The sequence below is a fragment of the Flavobacterium sp. FPG59 genome, from assembly GCF_002150205.1.
Classification (GTDB): Bacteria; Bacteroidota; Bacteroidia; order Flavobacteriales; family Flavobacteriaceae; genus Flavobacterium.
In genome coordinates this window covers 16,215-40,722 of the sequence record NZ_MTCA01000001.1, presented here as the reverse complement: position 1 = coordinate 40,722, position 24,508 = coordinate 16,215, and the positions used below count along the sequence as shown (strand labels likewise).

The following is a 24,508-nucleotide window of genomic DNA, read 5'->3' as shown; positions in this document are numbered from 1 at the left end:
AATTTGTATTTACTTTTCTCTTCTTTGCAGGGCTATCCGCTTGATAGCCTGTTCTACATTTCCACCAAGTTCACCGGCAAGCTTCATTACTTCCATCTTCTCCGTTTCCTCGGTGGTATAGGCAAGATACTCTTCAACCGAAACCTCTGTGGCATATACCGCAGAATGGGTTCCCCCCAAACCAATCCAAACTTCCTTGTAGAGCCGTGACGGGTCATTATTCATATTGATGGAAAGTACCTGTGCCTTTTCTTTTTCAGTCAAGCCAAGCATTGCCTGTATGTCATCAAACTTGTTCATGTACTTGCGCTGGTCGAGCAGGATTTTACAATCGGAATTGTTGATGATACTTTCCTTGACAATGGGCGATTGAATGATGTCATCGACTTCCTGTGTTACTACGATAGCCTCGCCGAAAAACTTCCTCACCGTTTTGAAGAGATACTTTATATATTCTGCCATTCCCTCTTTGGCAATGGCTTTCCAAGCCTCTTCTATCAGGATAAGCTTGCGGATACCTTTCAATCTTCTCATCTTGTTAATGAACACCTCCATGATGATGATGGTCACTATTGGGAATAGGATTTTATGGTCTTTGATTGCATCAATTTCAAACACAATGAAGCGTTTGGAAAGCAGGTCTAGCTGTTTATCGGAATTGAGCAGATAATCGTATTCACCTCCTTTGTAGTAAGGTTCCAGTACGTTCAAAAAATTAGCGATGTCAAAGTCTTTTTCCCGAACCTGCTTTTCTCCCAATACCTTACGGTAATCACCCTGAACATATTCATAAAAACCATTGAAAGAAGCATATACATCATCCTGTTTGATACGCTCGATATAGCCACTTACCGCATTGGATAATGCCACTTCTTCGGAACGTGTCGGTGGTTCATCGTCACGTTTCCAAAGTGTAAGTATCAGGGTTTTGACACTTTCTCTTTTCTCTATGTCAAACACTCCATCATCGGTATAGAATGGATTGAAGGCAATGGGATTGTCTTCTGTGTAAGTGAAGTAAACCCCGTCTTCGCCTTTGGTTTTTCCTTTGATAAGTTCACATAATCCCTGATACGAGTTACCCGTATCTACCAGCAGAACGTGTGCGCCTTGCTCGTAGTATTGCCTAACCATGTGGTTGGTAAAGAAAGATTTACCGCTTCCCGAAGGACCCAATATAAACTTGTTTCGGTTCGTGATAATACCTCGCTTCATCGGCAGGTCGGAAATGTCAAGATGGATAGGTTTTCCAGTCAGACGGTCTGCCATCTTGATACCAAATGGTGATGGCGAATTATGATAATTGGTTTCCTCAGTAAAGAAGCACAATGCGGGTTCAATGAACGTATAGAAGCTTTCTTCACTTGGGAAATCTCCAGCATTTCCAGGCATTCCTGCCCAGTAGAGCGTAGCCACATCGGTGGTATTATGGCGGGGTTTGCATTCCATCAGTGCCAAAGCACTACCGCTATCATTCTTTAGCTGTTTGAATTCGCTAGGGTCATCCGACCAAGCCATAACGTTAAAGTGTGCCCTTATTGACGACAGTCCAAAACTGTGTGCTTCGTTCAGGTACCGCTCTATCCATTCTTTATTGATTTGGTTGGCACGGCTGTAACGAGCCAGTGAGTGCATATTCCTTGCTGACTTCTCAAACTTTTGCAGGTTGTCTTCACTGTTATCCAAAAACAGGTATTGGTTGTAGATATGATTGCAGTTTAGCAGCAACCCCACTGGAGCAGCGAACGACAAACGGCAGTCACTCCGGTCGGTAGATAGTTTTTCATAACGCGTATCTGCTGATACAGTTGAAGGCAGATCGTCCGTATCGGATAAAGTGTGCAGGCACAATCTTTTGTTCCCAACGCGTACTTCTTCGGCTCCGAGTGCTATGTCCTTCATTGGTGTTCCGGCTTCCCTTGACAGCGTCAGATATTGTTCCAATAATCCTTGTTTTTCATCCGTACCTATGATGTCTTCTTCCGTTAAGCGTCGTAACCCGATAAATCCGCTGTCATTTGCAATACGTTCAAACTGTGCAACCGCTTCCATAAAACGATGGATCGCTTCCTTATCCCTGATTTCTTTTGGTATGAGAGCACCTTTACAAAGCGATGAAAAATTACTCTGTGTACGCATTCGTTCCTTAGTGGTTTTGGTCAGGAACAGGTAGCAATAATGATTAAGAAAAGGACGTTCGTTAAAATGCTGTTGGTAGGATTTGCCCAAAAAGCTCAAACCATCATCCGCAATATCGGGTGCATAATTTTCCTTGATATACCAGTCCTGTTTATGGATAACGGTATAATCGGGCAACGTCTTGATGGCTTTGTGCCAAGCAGAATGAATGGCTTCATATTCCGCAGAAGCTACCGTAAACAGTTCCGGCAAACGCACTTCAAAACAGGCAGTAATGTCCGCATCCTTTGACAGGATACAATTGTTTTCCACCGCTAGTAAGGGAAACTTATTTTCCAACGTTGTGGTCTTGGCTACATTCCTCATACGGCATTCGATTTAGGGGTGAACTTTAAATAGCGATGTACAGGCTTGCGACAGATGATGTAACGAGGATGCCTTTTTCTTGCACCGATTTTCATCAGCCCATGTTCTCCATACTTTTTGTTCAGTGAAAAGGTCTGCCATACTATCAGCGAAGCACCACCAGCTCCAAGAAACAGGCAGATGTAGGAATTGATCCCGGCCATGTAAAGTATCATGACCAGAATAAGCGTTCCTAGAAGTCCGCCTGCGAAAATGAACAGGTATTGTGCTTTCAACCCTTTAAACTCTACCGTTCTTCCGATGCCTTTGTTGATATTGTAATTCATAAGACTAGGGATTAAAGGAAGAATGAACGCAAAATGGTAGCCGCAACAATCAAGAAGATACAGGCACCGAACCAGCTAGCTGCAGTCTTGCTTGTGTCGGGATCTCCGCTACTGAACTTGCCGTACACTTTAACCCCTCCAATGAGACCTACCACGGCTCCAATAGCATAGATGAGTTGTGTGGCAGGATCGAAATAGGACGTAACCATTTGAGTGGCTTCGGTGATACCAGCTGAACCGTCTCCCTGTGCCATCGCACCCAAACCTGTCACCATTACCATTGCTGACAGCAAAACTTTTTTTCTTTGTTTTTCCATGATTTGAAAAAATTAAATTGTTATTGTCTTCCCGTACCTTACGGGCTTTCGGGGACAAAGATGTTATGGAAATCAGGACGGTATAACAAATTGGCAGTCAGAGGAATTTTTTGACTGTGAGTGGCAATAGAAAGAATTAATATAGCCCCTTCACATAAACCCAATGTTTATAAAAGAGACAAAGTTTTATTGTCTGTTTCTCTTAAAAAGTAGGTTGAGGACAATTTTTATATGTCGAAAAAATTGCCTATTTGGGTAATGTTTTTTACTTTTACCCAAAATGGATAAAACTAATTGAGATAAAACATAAAAATGGCAAGTTTTGGTAAATTTATAAAAGCAGAACGAGAGAGAAAAGGTTGGAGCCAAACCGAATTTGGGGCTTTAATCAAGATAAATACACCTCTTGTTAGTCGTATCGAAAACGACAAGAAACCGCTTGCTTTAGAAAAAGTAAAATTACTAGCTGAAATATTTGAAATAGATTACGAAAAAGTGAAAGATCTATATTTTGCAGACAAATTTGCAAAAGACGCATATAAATACAAATGTTCTGAAAGTGTTTTCTCTGTTGCAGAAGCACAAACCAAATATTTGAAAGAAATAAACATTACACAAGGTAAACTAACTTTCTAATCACAATGAATAACAAAAAACTCATACAAGCATTAGGGTTTTTACCTAAAGAAAATACTTCAGGAATTTTTCAAAAGAAATATTCTAAGTCAAACAATTACGGTATTGAAATTGATTTTGAAAAGGAAATTATCAATTTTGGTAATAAAATAAAAGGAGAAAGTAAAACCACTCAAAATTTTTCTCAAGCTGAAAACTGGGTTGTCTTAGAATGTGTGGATAGATTGCTTGAAAAAGGATATCAACCACAGAATATAACTTTAGAAAAAACTTGGAAAACTGGACACGGCACAAGTGGAAGACTAGATATTTTAGTTTCCAAAGACGATGATTCTGCCTATTTAATGATTGAGTGTAAGACTTGGGGAACCGAGTTCGAAAAAGAACTTAAAAATTTAGAAAAAAACGGAGGACAACTCTTTACTTATTTTCAGCAAGACAAAAATGCTGATGTTGTAATGCTATATGCATCAAAATTAGAGGGTAAAAAAGTTGAATATAAAAATACAATTGTAAAAATTGAAGAAGATTACCGACAAGCTGGAAATGTTAAAGATTTCTTTGAGCGTTGGAATAAATTACCTAAGTCAAACGGAGTTTTTGATAGTTGGGTAACACCTTATGAATTCCAAAGTAAGGCATTAACTAAAAATGATTTAAAAGTATTAAGGCAAGAAGACAGTAGTTTTATTTTTAATCGTTTTTTGGAAATATTAAGGCATAATGTGGTTTCAGATAAACCAAACGCCTTCAATAAAATTTTTACGCTTTTTCTTTGCAAAATTGTTGACGAAAACAGAAATAAAGACGAGCAATTACATTTCCAATGGCTTGAAGGAGAAGATACTCATATTTCATTTCAAAAAAGATTGACAGATCTTTATAATAGAGGAATGCTTGAACTTTTAGAAAAGAAAGTTACAGACGTAAGCGATAGTGAATTTGACAAACAATTTTTACAAGTTGAATCTCAATACAAAGACAAATTCAAAGAAATTTTAACTGAAATTCGACTTAAAAAGAACAATGAATTTGCTATAAAAGAAGTATATGATGATGCTTCTTTTGAGGAAAATGCAAAAGTGGTAAAAGAAGTGGTGGAACTACTTCAAGTATATCAAATACGTTATAATTACCGTCAACAGTTCTTAAGTGACTTTTTTGAATTGCTTTTAACGACAGGATTGAAACAAGAATCTGGACAGTTTTTCACACCTGTTCCCATTGCTCGATTTATTATTAAAAGCTTGCCGTTTCAGGAAATTACATCACAAAAAATTGAGGTTGGAAATAAAAATGACTTGCTACCTACTATAATTGATTATGCTGCGGGAAGTGGACATTTTATTACGGAATCAATGGAAGTAGTTCAAAATTACATAGATATACTAGACGAAAGTAAATTTAATCCAACAACTCAAAGAGCAATAAAAAAATGGAAAGAAGACCAATTTGATTGGGCGGAATCCTATGTATATGGTATTGAAAAAGATTACAGACTTGTAAAAACTGCTAAAGTAAGTTGCTATCTTCATGGTGACGGTTTGGCAAAAGTCATTCACGGTGATGGTTTGGGCGATTTTGCTACTTCAAAAGAATTCAAAGATTTATTAAAAGAAACCGACAAAACCTATCCACAAGACAACAAGCAATTTGATGTCATTATATCAAATCCACCTTATTCAGTTTCGGCTTTCAAGGGATTGATGGATGAAGAAAAATCTAAACTTGCATTTGATTTATATAGTAGATTAACCGACCAAAGTTCTGAAATAGAATGTTTGTTTATTGAACGAACAAAACAGTTATTAAAAGATGGCGGAGTAGCTGGTATTATTTTACCAAGTAGTATTTTGAGTAATACAGGTATTTATACCCAAACAAGAGAAATTCTTTTAAAGCATTTTGAAATTTTAGGTATTGCAGAATTAGGCTCTAATACCTTTATGGCAACAGGAACAAATACTGTTACCTTATTTTTAAGACGCAGAAACAATGCAGATGCTTACAATACAGAAGAAGCTATTAAAAAATGTTTTGTTAACCTACAAGATGTAACGATCAACGGTATTGAAAAACCGCTTAAAAAGTATGTTGCTCACGTTTGGGATAGCATTTCTTTTGACGATTATAAAACATTGTTGCAGAAATCACCTAATGCAACCATTGAACAACATGAAATTTATAAAGAATATACCAAGAAGTTAAAAGCCAAAAATGAAGCTGAACTTTGGACTAATATTTTAGCCATTGAACAAGATAAATTGCTTCATTTTATTTTGGCTTATCCTCAAAAATTGGTGTTATTAAAAACAGGTGAAAAGAATGAAGAAAAACGCTTTTTGGGTTATGAATTTAGCAACCGTAGAGGTAGCGAAGGCATTCATGCCATACAACGAAGTAAAAGCATAGATGAATGTACTCAATTGTATGATGCCGATAGTTTTACAAATCCCGAAAAAGCGAGCACCTATATTTACAAAGCATTTTTGGGCGAGTTTGATTTAGAACTTCCTGAAAATTTACAGCAAAACATAAGCTACCACAACTTGGTAGATATGTTCACCTTTGACCGTGTAGACTTTGAAAAAAACATTTCTCTCTCTGCTAAAAAAAAAGTAAAAATTGAGAGTAAATGGGAAAGTAAAAGATTTGACGAAATCGCTGATATCATCAGAGGAGTAACATATTCCAAAGGTGACCAATCTAACAATACAACCAACAAAATTATTTTAACAGCGGATAATATTACACTAAATGGAAATTTCGAGATAAATAAAACAGTTTATTTATATGATGATTATCAAATTTCTGATGAAAAGAAACTAAGGAAAAATGATATATTCATTTGTTTTTCAAGCGGTAGTAAACAACACTTAGGTAAAGTTGCATTTATAAGAGAGGACACTATTTATTATGCAGGTGGATTTATGGGAATCATTAGAGTTAAAAACAATAATGAACCGAAATATTTCTATCAACTCCTAAACACACTGCTTAGACAAGCTATTCGTGATATAGGAAGTGGTTCAAATATCAATAACCTGTCAGGAGTTATCAACGAAATTAAAATCCCATTACCTCCGTTTGACATTCAGAAAAAAATAGTTTCTGAAATTGAAGTATTGGAAAAGCAAGAGCAAAAAGCAATTGAGGAGGTTGAAAAATTGGAAACTGAAATCGAAACCAATTTCAAAAGCATAATAGGAAAGCTAAAAAGATTAGATGAAGTCTGCGAATTAAAAGCAGGATTTTTTGTAAAGGCTGATAACATTAGTAAAGATTTTAATCCGAATTTATTTCCTTGCTATGGTGGTAATGGATTAAGAGGATATACAAAAACATTTACAAATGAAGGTAAATATTCTTTAGTTGGCAGACAAGGAGCCTTATGTGGCAATGTTCATTTAGTCTCAGGGAAATTCCATGCAACAGAACACGCACTGGTTGCTTACCCAAAAGATGAAGTAGATACTATTTGGTTACATTATCAATTAGTTTTTATGAATTTGAATCAACATGCAACGGGGACTGCTCAACCAGGACTTTCTGTGATGAATTTAAATCCCATAGAAATTCCTGTACCAACAATTTCAGAGCAAAATAAGATTGTTACAGCAATAGGAAAGATAGAAACCAAAATATCTGAATTGGAAACTCTGATTGCCAACATCCCAAAACAGAAAGAAGCTATATTAAAAAAGTATTTGTAGTAAAAATAAAAGCCAAATGTGTTTGATCATATCTGGCTTTTATTTTTTTTTCAAAAACAAACGAATCTCACACAAACTCTCCAATATCAAAATCCTCCAAATCATTTTTCCGCAAAGAGGAAGAACTAGCATCCGTTTCATAAGAAAAGCTCCCGTCTAATAGCTCAGCTATTTTACGGGAAGCACTTTCCATAGAATTCTCCAGTAAGGTGAATAATTCGGTTCCTTGTATTTTCTGAACTATAGCAACTGCTGTTTCCTTTTGAGATGGCTCCAATTTTTCTTTTTGCAGCAGCATCCCCACGGAGCTTAGTTCTTCAAAGGTAACCCCTTGGGCAAAACCGTCATTCCCACCGGATATTCCATACCTGTTCCATTCTTCTTCCTCTTCCTCCAAATCAGGCATATTCCCAAAAACTTCGTCCAGTTCTTCCTGCGGAATTTGCATATTGACATCTTCTTCGTCGATTTCAATATCAAAATTATTCGTTTCCTGTTCCTGCTCTTTAATCTGGCTTTCAGTTGCACTCTTTGGCACTGGAAGGCTTCTCATCGGTTTGGGCTGCCCCATAATATTGAGTAGCTTCGGATTGGTTTTTTCCTGCGTTGGTTTTTGCTCCTCCCCTTTCCTGATGACAATCTTATCCTCTAGAAGTAGTGCAATAACGATAACCAGGCATATAACGATTACTGTTTCCATAATTATAAAATAGGTTTGTATTTATCGTTGAAACTTGTGGTAATCTGCTCGCCGAACTCCTGAAAATGATATTCGAGAAGATTGTCTAAGTAGGCGTAAATGGTTATCTTATCTTCACCTATTACCTGTACTATACGCGACAGTTTCTCATGAAAATCAGGTCGGATATATACTGTTTTGCCATCACGGGCATTGGTACTAGGCTTCTTAAAAAATATACTTTCGTAATCCTGTTCATTTACTTTTTTGGTTCTATTACGTTCCTTCAGTAAAGGTTTTTCCTGTAACGGTTTCATAGGAGCTTCGGGTTCTTCCGGCGGAAGTCGCAATCCTTCCTTTTTTACTCCATCTACCATTAAATTCATCATTAGCTCTTCGTTGATTTCAGGAGTAGCTTTTTTCTTATTGTCTTTTTCCATACTACTATAATTGAACGATTCTTAAAAATTCCGTCATAAACTGGTCTAAGCGGCAAGCTTTCATCAAACGCTCATCAGGTGGCATTAAAGTTGACCGGAAAACAGTTTTGGCACCCGCTTCGCTCTCCTTGCGAAAACGTGTGCTGTTCATAATCTGACATTGCATCAGACTTAATCCCAACTCATCAATCAATTTATTATAAACATCGTATAAGGGCGAGCGTTCACGACCATCTACCTGATTCCAAAACAGGTTAATAGTTTCAATGGAGGTTTCTCCTTTTTTCATAATAACATCCTTCATCAGCTGGGTAAAAATGAGCGTACTTTCCATAACTACACGATCTGCCGTGATAGGTGTAAAAATATGATGCATCCCCGCCAGAGCTTTCAAAATGCCGGGAGTGTTTACTGTTCCTGGAAGATCAAAAAAGATAAAATCAACCGGAACGGAAGCGGATTCCAAAAAATCATGCGCAGCCTCCAATACCCCTTCAGCTTTATGTTGGATGATAGGATAAGCTTTTTTGTTAATGGTTGTAAATTGTTTGAATGCCACCCTTTTTAAAAACTCATTTTCCATCACCATAGCCAAATCACGGGTCTTCATTTTCATTAAACTATGTTGTGGAAAATCGGCATCGAATACGGCTACATTGTAGCCCAGCCGATAATGTAGCGTACTGGCCACAAGTGCCGTAAAGGTGGTTTTGCCTACACCTCCCTTTTGGGAAGAAAAAGCAATGAATACTGTTTTGTGTTCTGTTTTCATTTTTAACTGTATTTAATTATTTACTTATATCGTTGCGTTGGTAGATACTTATCTGCTATTGCCTATACGTATGCAGTTTTGTAGAAAGCTATGTGGTCATTTAAACAGGTATTGCTCTGCTTGAATACTAACATATGTACCTCTATTTTTAGGCACCTATACATATAGGTTTGTATCATCAGACTTAGTTATATGCAAACCCAAGTCTGTAAATATGCACATATCCAACTATATGATTTCATATCCTCAACTGCATCTATCCACATCCGTACGCTTGTACATACACAAGTGACTACATACATAATTAAGGAACTACATACCAACATAGTTATCTGTTTACATCCGCTTGCAGGTACAAAGAAATGCAGATATATACGTCCTTATTCTAAGGTGGAACGAATTGGCGTCCATTGGCACTATTTGGCACTGCAACACAGCTCAATGCTCTACTGAAGAGGAGTTTACTTTGTAAAGTGATTTTTATTAACGGCCTTATGCAAAAATATTATGAAATATCAAGTAAGAAAGTGAACGGCCCGAAGCCGTTTTTCCCTGCTTTATTTAATCCGTCCCGAAGGGCGGATTTTTGTGTTCACCAGAACACGGCAAGTTGTGTTTTGAGGCACTCGAAACTGAGTTCGTGCCTCAAAACAACTTGCCCTGCTGGGGGCTGAAAAGCCTTCCGAAGTCAGGCTTTTTGCTAAAGTTAAAAATGGATTAGTGATGAACGAAAACAGTAACAGAAAACAGAATAAAGGCGGACGGACGCCCAAGAGCAATCCGAGTATTCACCGCCACGTTTTTCGCCTTACGGACGAAGAAAACGCGAAATTATTATCGCTTTTTGAAGCATCGGGAATGGTCAATAAAGCAAAATTTATCATTTCCGTACTGTTTGAAAGAGAGATTAAAACGGTCAAAATAGACAAAGCTCTGTTGGATTTTTATATGAGGTTAACCTCTTTTCACAGTCAGTTCCGTTCCATTGGCGTTAATTATAATCAGGTCGTAAAGCTGTTGTACCGCAATTTTTCGGAGAAAAAAGCGGCAGCTTATCTCTACAAATTAGAAAAGCAGACAGCTGAAATGGCAGTATTATGTCAAAAAATTATTCAACTCACAGAAGAATTTGAAGCAAATCATTTGAAAAAATAGCATTGAAATGATAGCGAAAATCGGAAGAGGGAGCAATTTACACGGAGCTTTGGCATACAATCAGCTCAAAGTCGAGAAGGAAAACGGGCAAATTCTGTTTACCAATAGAATAATTGAAACACCTAATGCGCAGTATTCCGTTGCTCAATTGGTCCGATCTTTTGAACCTTATCTGATAGCCAACCGCAATACTGAAAAACCAATTTTGCATATTTCACTCAATCCTGACCCGAAGGATAATGTAAGTGATGAAAAATTCAAACTGATGGCTCAGGAGTATATGCAGGAGCTGGGTTACGGGGAACAACCTTTTGTAGTATTCAAGCACACGGATATTGACCGCACACATATCCATATCGTATCGGTTTGTGTGGATGAAGAAGGCAAAAAGATTTCGGATAAGTTTGAAAAAAGACGGTCTATGAAGGTATGCCGTGAACTCGAAAACAAATATGGATTACTACCGGCTACGGAGAAAGGACATCGGCAGAATAACAAGATTTTTCGTCCCGTTAATTACCAAACAGGAGATATAAAAAGCCAGATTGCTTCGGTTGTCCGTTATCTGCCTGAGTATTATCGGTTCCAGACGTTGGGGGAATATAATGCTTTGCTTTCCCTGTTCAATATTACGACTGAAAAAATAGAAGGCGAACTGCAAGGAAAAATCAAGCAAGGCTTATTATACTTTTCTTTAAATGAAAAAGGAGAAAAAGCTGGGCATCCACTCAAGGCTTCCCTATTCGGTAAAAATGCTGGGCTTCCGGCTTTGGAATTACATTTTGAAGAATCAAAAGAAGTCTTAAAAAACCATACAGCAAAACTAACAATCAAAGCTGCGGTTACAATTGCCTTTCAATCTACAAATGATGAAAAGAACTTTAAGAAGCAATTAGCGGAACAGGGAGTTAATGTAATTGTTCGTGGAAATTATACAGGACGTATTTATGGTATTACGTTTATCGACAACAATTCCAGAACCGTTTGGAATGGCTCCAGATTGGGGAAAGAGCTTTCGTCCAATACCTTTAATGATTATTGGAACCATAATATCAAACCGAAAATAAAAAGGCAAAACGAACCTCATCCAAAAATATCCCAGCACAACGTTATAGAAGATCTACCAGCCGAAAAGCCCCATGAATTATTCGATTTCCTAAACAAAGAATTCCCCGCTTCCAGCACAAATGAAACTAGTATCATGGAAAGTTTTGGGGGACTGTTGCCTGAAGCACAAGGAGAAGATTACGAAGAACAGGACTTTACCAATAAAATGAAGAAGAAAAGAAGACGCAAGAGAGGTCAGTAGCTTTTGTAGTTTATTATGAACTCCTGATTAAAAAGACACTTTCAATCCCAATGCATAGCTCCAGTACAAAATCTTCGGAACAGTTGGTTTCTTGAACTGATAAATACCATAGACATATAATGAAAAAAGTATAAATGCTCCCCAACTCAATCCAATACACAGTATACTTTGTCGTTCTGTCAGATTGAACATACCTGCAACGAATGATTTTACTATGAGTGCTGGAATAATACAGCATATTAACACACATATTACCCAAGGTAATATCCATAACTTCCTGTTCTTAGCCTGCAAGCCAATGATAGTTCCTTTAAAGAAATAAATAATGCAGAAAATGAGGTAGGTGAATAATAAGGAGATACCCCAAATTTTAAATTTGTCGGTTTCTTCTCCCCAGAACTTTTGAGACAGTAAAAATCCGGCATAAAAAAACATACCGAAAATAGCAGCTATTTTTAAGGCGAGAATAATACCCCCAACGACAACAAACATTAGTCCAGTAGCAGAATCACTTTCTTCTCTTTTCTTAGCTATATATTCATCTTCACTTTCTCCCGGATCAGCATAAGGATTATTCCTATTCATATTATTCCCCTTTAATATTGATTATCAAATTGATGAGATAACCCAAAAATTTTTCAAGAGTACAAATTTAATAAAAAATCATTATAAAATCTGAACCTGGTTGGAGCCACTTAACGCCAAACACTGTCACGCACCGCTAATGCCTGCCACTTTTTTATAGCCACGCTACACTGTCTTTAAATTAACACCCGAACATTTAATAATGAGAAAATGCAAGGAGAAGACGATTTAAGAGGTTTAGCCAAGATAATGGCATTCATGAGAGCGGTAAGTATATTGATTGTGCTGATGCACTTTTACTGGTTCTGTTATGGGTTCTTTTTAGAAAAGGGCTGGACACTGGAAGTCATCAATAAGATATTGCGCAATTTCCATAGAACTACTGGTTTGTTTTCACACTCGCTATACACCAAAGTATTTGCCATAGTTCTTCTAGCTTTAAGCTGTTTGGGAACAAAAGGCGTAAAGAATGAAAAAATAACCTGGACAAAAATTTATGTGGTTTTAGGAATTGGTTTTGTGCTATTCTTTCTGAACACATCATTGTTAAAACTGTCATTAAACATCGCTGCATTTCTTTATATCCTTACCACAGGTTTGGGCTATATCTCCCTGATGGTAGCAGGAGTTTGGATTAGCCGTCTGCTCCGTACCAACCTGATGGAGGATGTTTTCAACAATGAGAATGAAAGTTTTATGCAGGAAACTAAGCTAATGCAAAATGAATATTCCGTGAACTTACCCACCAAATTCTGGTACAACAAAAAACAGCATAATGGTTGGATCAATATTGTAAACCCTTTTAGGGCGACCATTGTATTGGGCACACCCGGTTCGGGTAAATCGTATGCTGTAGTAAACAACTATATCAAGCAACATATTGAAAAAGGTTTTTCAATGTATATCTATGATTTTAAGTTTGACGACCTATCTACAATTGCCTATAATCATTTACTAAAACACACTGATAAGTACAAGGTAAAACCGAAATTCTACGTCATTAATTTTGATGACCCTAGAAAAAGTCATCGTTGCAATCCTATAAATCCTGATTTTATGACCGATATATCCGATGCTTACGAATCGGCCTACACCATTATGCTTAATCTTAACAGGAGTTGGATACAAAAGCAGGGAGATTTCTTCGTCGAGTCTCCAATCATCTTATTGGCTGCTATCATCTGGTATCTGAAAATCTATGAAAACGGAAAATACTGCACATTTCCACACGCCATTGAACTGCTCAACAAAAAATACGCCGACGTCTTTACAATCCTAACCACCTATTCGGAATTGGAAAATTATCTATCACCCTTTATGGATGCCTGGCAAGGTGGCGCGCAAGACCAGTTGCAGGGACAAATAGCATCTGCGAAAATTCCTTTGTCAAGAATGATCTCACCGCAATTGTATTGGGTTATGACAGGAGATGATTTTTCACTGGACATCAACAACCCGAAAGAGCCGAAGATACTATGTGTAGGTAATAATCCTGACCGTCAAAATATCTATTCCGCAGCGTTGGGTTTATACAATTCAAGAATTGTGAAACTTATTAATAAAAAGGGACAGCTTAAAAGTTCAGTCATCATTGATGAATTGCCTACCATCTACTTTCGTGGATTAGACAATCTTATAGCCACTGCTAGAAGTAATAAGGTGGCCGTTTGTTTGGGCTTTCAGGATTATTCACAATTAACCCGTGATTATGGAGACAAAGAAAGTAAGGTTATACAAAATACCGTGGGTAATATATTCAGTGGTCAGGTGGTAGGAGAAACTGCCAAAAACCTTTCGGAACGTTTTGGTAAGGTGTTGCAGAAAAGGCAGAGTTTGTCAATCAACCGTAATGATACGTCGACATCCATTTCCACACAATTGGACAGCCTCATTCCTGCATCTAAAATTTCTACATTGACCCAAGGTGTTTTTGTAGGGGCTGTATCAGACAATTTTGATGAACGTATCGAACAGAAAATCTTCCATGCTGAAATTGTTGTGGACAATGATAAAGTAGCTGCTGAAACCAAAGACTATCAAAAAATACCGGAAATACTATCTTTCGTAAACGAGGAAGGAGAAGATATGATGAAGCAGGAAATCGAAGCTAATTACAGACAGATAAAACTGGATATTATTCAGGTTATTGAAACTGAATTGGAGCGTATTAAAAATGATCCTGATTTACAGCATTTGGTACAAAAGGATAATACAAAAAGAATCAGCCAATAAATGTAGCTTCTTGTTTTGTTCCAGATTTACATTGCTTTTAAACGCACAGAAGATTTTCCCTGAACATCATCTATTTTAATTGTTCTTTCTTGCCCTTCAGTCACCTCATCTTTCGGTTCTGGAGCAATTGATAATTGTATCTTCCTATCGATGACCGCCAGTTCGGTTTTTAGTTCGCTCAGCCTGCTTTCTTTTGTCCACGTCCCATTGACCATTTCCTGAAGTACAGGGAGATCTTTTTGCAATTCAGCAATTTTCTTTTGTTCCTGTTCGATATAGCCGGGTATTTTTTCCAAAGCATTAAGGAAGTTCATTGACGCAAGCTTTTCATCATTAGCAATCAAGCCATTATTGTAGGTGTATTTTATGTTGCCTTCACCCTGTACCAAGAAACGATTGACCCTAATATCAACACCCTCTTTTTCGGACATTTCGGTTTTAACCAACAATGCAAACCCATATAGGCTGCCTATTTCTTCATATTGACCACCAGTACGAGCTTTATCGGCAATCTGGTTAAGCTTGGTTCCAATCTGTTTCATATCTGCATTAGGCGATAATCCATCAAGTTGGACAGTATTCAGTATCGTACCGTCCTGTCGTTTTTGTAAGCGTTGTTCCAGGTTTTCCCTATCAAGGCTCATTCGTTCCAATCGTGACTCGGCAGACTCCAGAGTAGCGGAAATATCCTCCAGTTTGTATTTGGAGCTGAACTTGGAACGGTTGAATGCCTGCTTCTCACTTTCCAATCCGGCAACCTGTTTTTCCAGCTTCGCTTTTTCCAAAAGATCGGTATTGCCCGAAAGAATAGCTACATATTCCGAAAAGTTCATACCCGATTTTTCATCCATGCTTCCCTCGTCAATGGTCCGCTTTCCGAGATTGTTGGTTTTAAGCTGGTCAATAAAAAGCTGTTTATTGTATAGAAGATTAAACTTGTAGCTGTCCAGCGATTTTTCGACTGCATAGATAATTACATCAACCTTGTTATCGGCGAAAAATTTGGCGATTTCATTGCCTTTTCGGACAGCCCTTCCGTCACGTTGGGCAAGATCGCTTGGTCGCCACGGGGTATCCAAATGATGAACGACAACGGCTCTTTTCTGTGCATTTACACCAGTTCCCAACATGCCGGTAGAACCGAACAGCACACGGATTTTTCCCTCATTCATACCATTGATAAGTTCCTTACGCTGCTTATCATTTTTAGCTTCCTGTATAAAACGTACTTCATGTGGTGGTATGCGGTAGTCCTCTACAAGCTTTCGCTTGATCTCCCCATATACATTCCATTCTCCTGGCTTGTAAGTGCCTAAATCTGAAAAGACAAACTGTGTTCCTTTCTGCGCATGAAACTTTTGGTAATACTTTGCAATATTGGCTGCACAATGAGAAGCTTTGTTATCGGGGTGGTCATCATATTTACCGCTTACCATTCGCATATCCAGCGACATCTTACGGGCATAATCCGTAGCAATCAGCATCTTTGCTTTTCCTTCCCTATCTGTCAGCGGAGGTCTCCCTAATAAGATAGCATTACCTGATTTTGCAAACTCCATCAATTTCTGGATGAATACTTCCTGATCTGGTGTAGGCGGTATATTATAAAGCACCTCGTTCTTTTCCGGACGATCTATACCAATATCCTTAGCGGTTCTGTAATCTGTGATTTCCGAATAGAATTGTGCCAATTCTGGCACTTTGATGAAGTAACGAAAGCGTTCTTTTGACACGATATTATTCGCTACCGAAAACTCATAATCAGTCGTTTTCCTTGCATAGATAGCCGCCCAAGCATCAAAGCAATTGATACCCTGTTTTTCCAATGCTCTTGGACGCAGATATTTGAACAATAGATATAGCTCGGTTAAAGAATTGCTGATAGTTGTTCCCGAAAGAAACGTAGCGCCCATATCTACTTGTATGCGATCCTGAATGGTGCGGATGGCAAAAAGCAGATTCATAGCCTTTTGACTTCCCATCATATTGCCCAAACCTGCAACCCGGTCATGGCGGGTATTGAACATCAGATTTTTGAACTGGTGGCTTTCATCAACAAATAAATGGTCGATACCCATCATCTTAAAGTCCACTGCATCATCTTTTCGGTTTTCGATGTCGTGTTCCAATGTTTTCAACCTAACTTCAAGGTTCTGCTTCCTAATGATTACACCTTTGAGCATTCCCCTTGAAATCTCCTTGCCCTGTGCTTCTAAAGCGGCAAGATTATCTCCCACGCTGTTGAGTTCGACTTGTAGGATTTCCTTTTGCATTTCTGGTGACTGGGGTATCATGCCAAACTGATCATGGGTCAATATCACGCAATCCCAATCGTTGTTTTTAATATCTCCGAAAATCCGTTGCCTTTTCTGTGGGGTAAAATCTTCTTTACCAGGATACATAATTTTAGCGTGTGGGTAGGCTTCACGGTACGTTTCTGCAATCTCATGAACATTGGCTTTCAATCCTATTATCATAGGTTTGTGTACCATTCCCAAACGTTTCATTTCCTGTGCTGCCGTACACATCACCAATGTCTTTCCTGCTCCAACTTCGTGGTCACAAATGGCACCATTGTTCAGCTTGATCATCCACACAGTATCCTTTTGGCTTGAATACAGGTCATTAATACCTAAGCCTTTTCTGTCAAGTCCGGGAAATTCCTGATGACTTCCGTCGTATAGCGGTCGTACAAAACAGTTAAAGGTATCATTATATTGGTTGGTTAGTCTTTTTTTAAACTCATCATTTTGGGCGTGAAGCCATTCACTAAATGCTGTACGTATTTCATCAATCTTGGTATTTGCCATTTGTATGGCTTCCATATCCCGTACCTTGATCTCCTTATCATCAATCATGACCTTTTTGGTAATATCAGGAGTGGTGTTAACTAATGCATTTTTCAGCAGAGCAATCCCGTCAAATGTTCGACTTTCAGACTTGACAGCATATTTATCCCATATATGTACATTTTTCTGGTCGCATTTTATAGAAAAGTCATCGGAAGTTTCAGAATATTGAATACGCACCTCTGTGTCGAAAAGATGAGAAGCGAAGCGAGCATAGATCCCTGTCGGTATCCAGCGTTCACCAAGATTGAAATCCAGCTCTTCAAATTCAATTCGTCTTGGACGAGCTTCTTCTAAAGAGGTAAGGCTTTGTTTGGCCTGCCTATCATAGGGATTGTTTTCGAGATATGTTTTTACAGCTGTGGCTTTCTCCACCACATTGCCTGCTATCCATCTTTCAGCTATTTCATATTCCTTTTCCAAAGGATTGTAAAAAATACGTCCTTGTAATGCCTCTTTCAAATTGTCGGATGGCATACCACTGATTTTGGACATATACCCCAAATCAACCCTGCCGTATTTGTTCAGCGATGCGGCCAAAGCCTCATCAGGATTATCAGCAGTCAATGTGATAATGGAGAAGCTTACCGGACGGTGGAAGATATCTGCCTTATGTACCACACCACCCACCACACGTTCCAGATAAGGGATTTCCTTACCTGAACTGTCTGTTTTGATAAGCTTGATATTATCAGCACTGTTTAGGTTGCCGTACCTTTTTACAAAGGCATCGTAAGCCTTATCAAATTTTTCTCTCTCTTCTTTATGTTCAATTTGCAGTTCGGCTTCCTTCTGATATAAATCGAGATAGCTATCCCGTACAGAAATATAGGCTTCAGCCCTTACTTTCTGCAAGGATGATAATTGCAGAGGATGAAACATTGCCTGCTTCTTATCACTTTCAAAATTTTTGAGATAACCTACCCAGCCGTTATCCACTGCAAGGCTATCGTTACGATGAAAAGACTGTATTCCCTTGGTATAAATTGCAGGTTCGGGAATAGTGTTCTCTGAGGTAATCTTTTCGATCACACCATTTCTGTTCACTACTGAAAACAAATCGCCAATGACTTCCTGCGCATTTCTTTCACTTGGAGTATTATTTACTGGAGAAATAGGAACAGGAGGTTGCTGCATCAAACCGCTGAACAGGTTTCCCTGATATCCGCTCACAGTTCTTTTTCTTTTGGCTGGTTGTTTTGTTGTTGCAATTGCTTTAACAGGAGTGGCAACAGCAGCCAGTTCTTCTGAATTTTCAAAGAGATCAAAAATGCTCAGTTGCCTTTCCTCTTTTACAATGTCCTTATTTGTTGTTGAAGCAGATAAAATCTGTGTTTCCAATGTAATTGATACAGGTCCGGAAACGGGAGGTGTAACCGTTGGTTTTATCGGAATTTGTACGACAGACGAATCGTTCCGTTCACCTTTATACAAGCCAATATCAAGATGTTTTCTAAAATCCTCCGTTACCATTTGTTTCAGGTCTTTGGCAATTCCCTCCACACCATTCGTGTGCGTATAGATAAATGCAGGTTGTCCGTACGGATCAGTACCAAGCACACGCGTAGTATGGACAATCCTTACGTTATCCTGAAACAAGGCATTGTTTGGTTTATTGTATTCCGCTATTTTGCTTTGACAAAACAGTTCTTCCGCTTGGGTCACACTTTTCTTTGTAGAATTTTTTTGCAGGATTATCAAATCGCTACCGACTTCCGTACCGGCATAGTCAGTAAACAGGTTGTTTGGCAATCGAACTGCTGAAACCAGATTATTATCCTTCATCAATGCCCTACGAATGGTTTCATTTTTAGGGCTATTCAGTACACCCTGTGAAGTTATAAAAGCCAGTATACCGCCCTCACGGAGCATATCGGCTCCCTTCAGGAAAAAGTAATTGTGTATGCTTCGAGCAGCCTGTACTTTTGCAGTATCCCTGCTTCTAGAATAGGAAAGATCAAAAACGGAAGTATCACCGAAAGGGATATTACTAGCAACCACATCATAGCTATTTTGTTCTCTTTCTGGTACTTCTTCAAAACCGTTTATTCTGACAGAACTGTCGGGATAGAGCTGCTTTAAAATTTTTCCTGTAAGCAGATCCTTTTCATAAGCGGTAACCTGAGGTGAGTCTCTATCGGCAAAAGATTTTATAAAAGAGCCGATACCGGCAGAAGGTTCTAGAAATTTTCGGATGTTTATACCGTTTTCTTTTAAGGGAGCAGAAATAGCATCAATAACCAAAGGCGGAGTATAAAATGCAGTCAGTACAGAACTCCGCATACTGTCCACATACCTTTGGTATTGCTTCTCGTCAGTTGCATTTTCTTTTAGAAGTTGATGGAGTTCTTGTGTAAGTGAAAAGAGTTCGTGTTCAGTTTTCCTCCAATGGTTAATGTCTATCGGTTTTTTGGCAGGGTTCAACACGAATTTAAGACCGCCAAATCCGCTGTATTGCATCATTAGCAGTCTTTCGCCTATCGTGGCTTTCCGTTTCTCCCTTTCCAGTTCAAAAGCAATTCGTAAGGCATCAATATTCCTTTGGAGATGTTGACGTTTACTGAAGCCCATTTTCTTCTATCCAAATGGCTATAGTTCCAGTCAGTTCGGTATAGAGCAGTTCAAACTCCGAAGAATAGGCAAAGTCATCCTCCAATTTGTAGTTTGTAAAAACAGGGTCGCAAACAGGCAACATCTTGAAGGCAAACGGTCGTAGTTCTTCGTCTGCCATTGTAGTATCAAACTCATTGCAAACCACCTGAAAAACGGTATCAAATCTGGAGAAGTACAATCCTTCAAATAAAACATAATCAGCAATATGATTGCATTGACTGACGGGGTTTCCTGCCCGAAATGCTCCTTCATAAGCATTGGAAGCCCAACTTGAACGCTGGTCAATAAATTTAACATCATACGTTTTTTCGGGAAAGCTTGTAGTCAATAATTCTTGTAGTCGTAACCTGAAATAAGACAGGTCTTTTTGATGTGTTTCCATACTATATTTTGTTTATAATTTTGCTAAACGGATAAAATTTGAAGCATTCTGCCAATCTCAATATCCATTCTTGAAAAGGCAAACCATTTTTTAACCAGATCTTTAAATGATACTCCAATATGATAGAGTTCGGTATTATAATTATGAGAAAACGGTCGTGGTCATCCTTTTACGGCAGTATAGCTGCGGAGCACAGATAAGAGCATAGCGATACCTTGTTCGGTAAAAGCATAAGGCAGATAACGCCTTCCCGCATAATTCAAACTTGAGTTCACAAATTGTGACCTCAAGGTTATAGTATCAAATTCATCTTGGGTCAACTGGAAACGGAAGTTTTCAGGAAAGCGGTCTATATTCCGCTTTACAGCCTGATTAAAGACTTTAGTTTCTACCTGATAAATTAGATTTTTCAAATTCAAAGGAGCTTTCCCCTTTTTCATTCAATACAATATAGGCCTCGAATTTCTTTCCAGCTTTACTTTTCATTCCTCTGATAAGAGAAGTTTTGCCAGTATTGACAAGACTTTCTATATCAGTTATGCTTACATGCACACCACATACATTTCGGAACTGTACCCAGTTGCAGACCTCATTAGAACATTTAACAATTTTATCTCTAATAATCAGTTGCTGCTTTTTACATTTAGGACAAACAAGGCTAGATAGGTTTTCTTGTACAATAGCCGTTTGCAGCAATTCATTGGTAATAGATGTGGCATAGATTTCCATTTCTTTTTGAAAAACTTCCGCATTACTTTCGTTGTTTTCAATTTTCTGCAAAGCTAGCTCCCACTCTGCGGTCATTGCTACATCGGCAATTTTCTTGTCTTTGACCAGTTCATAGACTTGCAATCCTTTATCGGTAGGTAACAGGGATTTATTTCCCCTTTGGATATAGTTACGGCTAAACAGGGTTTCAATAATGGCGGCTCTTGTGGCTGGTGTACCAATACCTAAGTTTTGCATTGCTTTGCGCTCCTCTTCATTTTCAATCTCCTTTCCTGACGTTTCCATAGCTGATAAAAGTCCGGCCTCAGTATAAAGCACAGGTGCTCTGGTTTTCTTTTCCAAAACCGAAGCATCTTTGATTTTGAGTTCATCACCTTTTTTCAGTTCGGGTAATTCCTGCACAGGTTCAGTATCATTATCGGAAAAACTGCCTTTGATGGAACGCCAACCTAGTTCTAATATCTTGAAGCCTTTCAGGGCAAAATCATAATGCAATGCCTGTAAAGTAATATCGGTTATCTCTTTTTTACAGGCTTGTGAAATTGCTTCCAGTAGTCGAAAGGCAATCATATGGTAAACGGCATTTTCCTTAGCCTGTAATGCTGATGGGATTTTGTCCGTAATCAGCAGACCGTGATGATCTGTAACACGAAGGTCATTTACAATACGTTTATTGAAATTCCCCCATTTCACTTTGGTTACTGCTTGCTTGAAGGCTCCCATATCCTGTAAAGCCCTGATAAGATTTGGAATCTCTGCCCACATATCTTCAGGAATATATTTACTCCCAGTACGCGGGTAAGTAATAAATTTCTTTTCATACAGGCTTTGGGCAATGTTCAAGGTTTCTTCAGCCGTCAGATTCAACTTTTTATTGGCTTCTTTTTGCAAGCCAGTCAGATCAAACAGCAAAGGCGGTTGTTCCGTCACATTTTTGGTTTCTACAGTGGTAACCGTAACTGCATTGCCATTTCTTACGATGGACTTTAATATATTTTCCACCAGCTTCTTATCTTGCCATTTGGTTTTGGAAAGGCTTTTAAAGTCTATGAACTCTTTTGTATGAGACAACTGTATTTGCCAGTATTGCTGCACCGAAAAATTTCTATTTTCCAGATAACGCCTGCATATTAAAGCAAGTGTAGGTGTCTGTACTCTTCCAAGCGAATAAATCCCGTTGCCTGCGGCAATGCTTAATGCCTGAGAAGCATTTATGCCCAAAAGCCAATCAGCTCGGCTCCTGCCCTGCGCTGCCTGATATAATCCGTCAAAATCGCTACCAGGTTTTAGGTTGTCAAAGCCCTGCTTGATTGCCTTTTCGGTCAGCGAACTAATCCAAAGACGTTCAAAGGGTTTGTAGCTTTTGAGGTATTCATAGATATAGCGGAATATCAGTTCACCCTCACGCCCAGAATCGGTTGCGACAATAATCTCTTCACTAAGGTTGATAACATGTTCAATTACCTTTAACTGCTTTAACGCTCCTGTATCTGCTACATAGATTTTGTCTTTTTTGACTTTTCGGACGGTCAATAAAAAAGGATTTGGAAGTATCGGCAGGTATGATTTCTGAAATCCTGAAATTCCGTAATCTTCCGGCATACCCAATCCTACCAAATGTCCAAAAGCCCACGTAACATAATAGCCATTGCCCATTAGGTAGCCATCTTTCTTTTCGGTGGCTCCTAACAGGGCTGCTATTTCACGGGCTACGCTTGGTTTTTCTGCAATCACTACTTTCATAATTCAATACATTTTTAGTAATTACCTTTTTATGCCTTTAGATTTGGCCGGTGCTTTGGCTGCTTCTTGTTCCTCCAGCTGTTCCTTGCTGTCGGGATTTTTTTGTCCTGATTTTAAAGGCTCTTTGATATTCTTGGTCGCTTCATTAGTTTTCCCTTCAGAATTGACTGCCGTCTGTGTTTTATGAGCTTCGGTAGGTTTTGCCTCTTCTTTGATTTTGTTCGGGTTTTGAAAAGAAAAATCTGTTTTGTTTGTCCCCTTGTTGAAAGTGATGTAACCATTGTATTCTTTACCTTTCTTATCCACCAATCCACTAACATAGACAGTCTGACCGTCTTTGAACTTTTGATACTGCTCATCATCTAGTTCTTTACCTCTAAAAATTTTCGGAGTTTCCTTCGACTGGCTTTGCTCATTGTTTTGCGATTGCTTATTGGAGTTATTCCTGTCAAACAGAAACTCTACAAAACGTTTATCAGCATTGAATTGTACATCTGCATCAAACGAAGTTCCTTTTTTGGAAGTCATACCCTCTATATGAAGCGGCTTACCCTCCATAAGGGTTTGCTTTTGTACATCATCCAGTTTCACGCCTTTGATCTCATCAGGGATTTTGATTTTGTCTGTTCGCAGAGCAATAAGCTCATTAGTCAGCCTATCCACGCTGACAATAGAGAGAATGGTCTCATTAGTTTTAGGATTGATCAGATTGACCACACGCCCCATATTGCCTGTTTGGAGCAGGTTCTCTTTATCTTCCTTACTGAACTCATGACCGAAAAAAGCAAAATTCAGATTAGGTTCTTTGCGGATACCATGAATAGCAACCACAACCGCTCCTTCATCATTTTGTTGTAAAGACAGTCGTGCATCCATCCGAGTAACGGCAGTGCCGAGATTAAGGCTTACTGGTACAAGCTCATTGGTTTTAAAACCTCTCAATAAAGGATCAAGGAGGTTCATCTTTTCAAGTTTTTCTTTATTCAATCCTAGATTGTTCATTGTTTCCCAGTCAATCTGTTCTGGTTTGTAACGGTATCCACCTGTTTCCGATGTTGTCTGTGTTGTTTCCATACTATTTCTATTTTCTTGTTTATTATTATTTTTATCAGGTTCTGCTTTCACTTCGTGTTGCTTCATCAGCTGTTCTACTTCGGGAGTTGGTCTATCCATCTGTTTTTGCATTTCATTTGCCATATCAATAGCGACAGGTTCAGTAACTTTGAAAAAGGAAAAACGAGTAGGATCCTTTAATTGGCTGAAAAAATTAGAAAAAAAGTTAGAAAATAAATCGCCATTCTTATCCACCCGCATAAACTGGTTCTGGTTTTTCTTTATAGGTTCAACGGTTTCCAGCTTGCCATTTTTATCAATGCCCTTTACAGCCTGAATTTTCTTTTTCTCTTTATCCAGTACCAATAATATCTCAGATAATTGTTCGGGAGATTTTGGTGTATCTAAAGTTTGTTCGCTCATAATCTGAATATTTTCTATTTCTATGCCGAAAGTAAAGAAGCTGCCAC

17 protein-coding genes are annotated in these 24,508 nt (G+C 38.5%); 5 read left to right on the top strand and 12 right to left on the bottom strand.

What is annotated here, in order from left to right:
* Window positions 1-9: 9 nt before the first annotated feature.
* The 3 genes from FPG59_RS00145 to FPG59_RS00135 are packed head-to-tail and all read right to left on the bottom strand — an operon-like array spanning window position 10 to window position 3,148.
* Window positions 10-2,505 (bottom strand): TraG family conjugative transposon ATPase, encoded by a 2,496-nt coding sequence (locus tag FPG59_RS00145; RefSeq protein ID WP_086452602.1) that lies wholly within the window; start codon window positions 2,503-2,505, stop codon window positions 10-12.
* A complete protein-coding gene (locus tag FPG59_RS00140) occupies window positions 2,502-2,831 on the bottom strand; it encodes a DUF4133 domain-containing protein (protein WP_086452601.1) in 330 nt (109 codons plus the stop codon). The genes FPG59_RS00145 and FPG59_RS00140 overlap by 4 nt, the downstream gene beginning before the upstream one ends.
* An 11-nt stretch (window positions 2,832-2,842) precedes the next feature.
* Complete coding sequence (locus FPG59_RS00135; protein ID WP_086452600.1) at window positions 2,843-3,148, bottom strand: DUF4134 domain-containing protein; 306 nt, start codon at window positions 3,146-3,148, stop codon at window positions 2,843-2,845.
* Between the two features lie 312 nt (window positions 3,149-3,460).
* Here FPG59_RS00135 and FPG59_RS00130 point away from each other — a divergent pair, with 312 nt between their 5' ends.
* Both FPG59_RS00130 and FPG59_RS00125 read left to right on the top strand, forming a co-directional pair.
* Window positions 3,461-3,784, top strand: a complete 324-nt coding sequence (locus FPG59_RS00130) for a helix-turn-helix domain-containing protein (protein ID WP_086452599.1) — start codon at window positions 3,461-3,463, stop codon at window positions 3,782-3,784.
* A gap of 5 nt (window positions 3,785-3,789) precedes the next feature.
* Window positions 3,790-7,497, top strand: a complete 3,708-nt coding sequence (locus tag FPG59_RS00125; protein WP_086452598.1) for a restriction endonuclease subunit S — start codon at window positions 3,790-3,792, stop codon at window positions 7,495-7,497.
* Window positions 7,498-7,564: 67 nt separating this feature from the next.
* On the opposite strand, the gene FPG59_RS00120 is transcribed toward FPG59_RS00125, so the two are convergent.
* Genes FPG59_RS00120 through FPG59_RS00110 form a run of 3 tightly spaced genes read right to left on the bottom strand, consistent with a single transcriptional unit; the run spans window position 7,565 to window position 9,388 of the window.
* Window positions 7,565-8,197, bottom strand: coding sequence for a conjugal transfer protein TraD (locus FPG59_RS00120; protein ID WP_086452597.1), 633 nt, complete (start codon window positions 8,195-8,197; stop codon window positions 7,565-7,567).
* Window positions 8,198-8,199: 2 nt separating this feature from the next.
* Window positions 8,200-8,616, bottom strand: a complete 417-nt coding sequence (locus FPG59_RS00115; RefSeq protein WP_086452596.1) for a DUF3408 domain-containing protein — start codon at window positions 8,614-8,616, stop codon at window positions 8,200-8,202.
* 4 nt (window positions 8,617-8,620) lie between these two features.
* Window positions 8,621-9,388 carry a ParA family protein gene (locus tag FPG59_RS00110; RefSeq protein ID WP_086452595.1) on the bottom strand — a complete coding sequence of 256 codons (768 nt, stop codon included), beginning with the start codon at window positions 9,386-9,388 and terminating at the stop codon, window positions 8,621-8,623.
* Between the two features lie 723 nt (window positions 9,389-10,111).
* Between FPG59_RS00110 and mobA the strand changes: the two genes are divergently transcribed.
* Window positions 10,112-10,543 carry a conjugal transfer protein MobA gene (gene mobA / locus FPG59_RS00105; RefSeq protein ID WP_086452594.1) on the top strand — a complete coding sequence of 144 codons (432 nt, stop codon included), beginning with the start codon at window positions 10,112-10,114 and terminating at the stop codon, window positions 10,541-10,543.
* 7 nt (window positions 10,544-10,550) lie between these two features.
* On the top strand, window positions 10,551-11,852 hold the full coding sequence (mobB, locus tag FPG59_RS00100; RefSeq protein ID WP_086452593.1) for a conjugal transfer protein MobB: 1,302 nt from the start codon (window positions 10,551-10,553) through the stop codon (window positions 11,850-11,852).
* A 27-nt stretch (window positions 11,853-11,879) separates the two neighbouring features.
* On the opposite strand, the gene FPG59_RS00095 is transcribed toward mobB, so the two are convergent.
* Window positions 11,880-12,437 carry a hypothetical protein gene (locus tag FPG59_RS00095; RefSeq protein ID WP_086452592.1) on the bottom strand — a complete coding sequence of 186 codons (558 nt, stop codon included), beginning with the start codon at window positions 12,435-12,437 and terminating at the stop codon, window positions 11,880-11,882.
* 210 nt (window positions 12,438-12,647) lie between these two features.
* On the opposite strand from FPG59_RS00095, the gene mobC reads away from it, so the two are divergent.
* Window positions 12,648-14,669, top strand: a complete 2,022-nt coding sequence (gene mobC / locus FPG59_RS00090) for a conjugal transfer protein MobC (RefSeq protein ID WP_086452591.1) — start codon at window positions 12,648-12,650, stop codon at window positions 14,667-14,669.
* A gap of 26 nt (window positions 14,670-14,695) precedes the next feature.
* Here mobC and FPG59_RS00085 read toward each other — a convergent pair whose 3' ends face one another.
* From FPG59_RS00085 to FPG59_RS00060, 5 genes are all read right to left on the bottom strand, one after another.
* Entirely contained in the window at window positions 14,696-20,089 is a 5,394-nt protein-coding gene (locus FPG59_RS00085) for an N-6 DNA methylase (RefSeq protein WP_086452590.1), read from the bottom strand.
* Window positions 20,076-20,513: a DUF1896 domain-containing protein gene (locus tag FPG59_RS00080; protein WP_086452589.1), complete on the bottom strand. Its 438-nt coding sequence runs from the start codon at window positions 20,511-20,513 to the stop codon at window positions 20,076-20,078. The genes FPG59_RS00085 and FPG59_RS00080 overlap by 14 nt, the downstream gene beginning before the upstream one ends.
* 161 nt (window positions 20,514-20,674) lie before the next feature.
* Window positions 20,675-20,953, bottom strand: a complete 279-nt coding sequence (locus tag FPG59_RS00070; protein ID WP_086452588.1) for an ORF6N domain-containing protein — start codon at window positions 20,951-20,953, stop codon at window positions 20,675-20,677.
* On the bottom strand, window positions 20,895-22,985 hold the full coding sequence (locus FPG59_RS00065) for a type IA DNA topoisomerase (RefSeq protein WP_086452587.1): 2,091 nt from the start codon (window positions 22,983-22,985) through the stop codon (window positions 20,895-20,897). The genes FPG59_RS00070 and FPG59_RS00065 overlap by 59 nt, the downstream gene beginning before the upstream one ends.
* A 21-nt stretch (window positions 22,986-23,006) precedes the next feature.
* Window positions 23,007-24,461, bottom strand: coding sequence for a DUF3945 domain-containing protein (locus tag FPG59_RS00060; RefSeq protein ID WP_086452586.1), 1,455 nt, complete (start codon window positions 24,459-24,461; stop codon window positions 23,007-23,009).
* Between the last annotated feature and the right edge of the window lie 47 nt (window positions 24,462-24,508).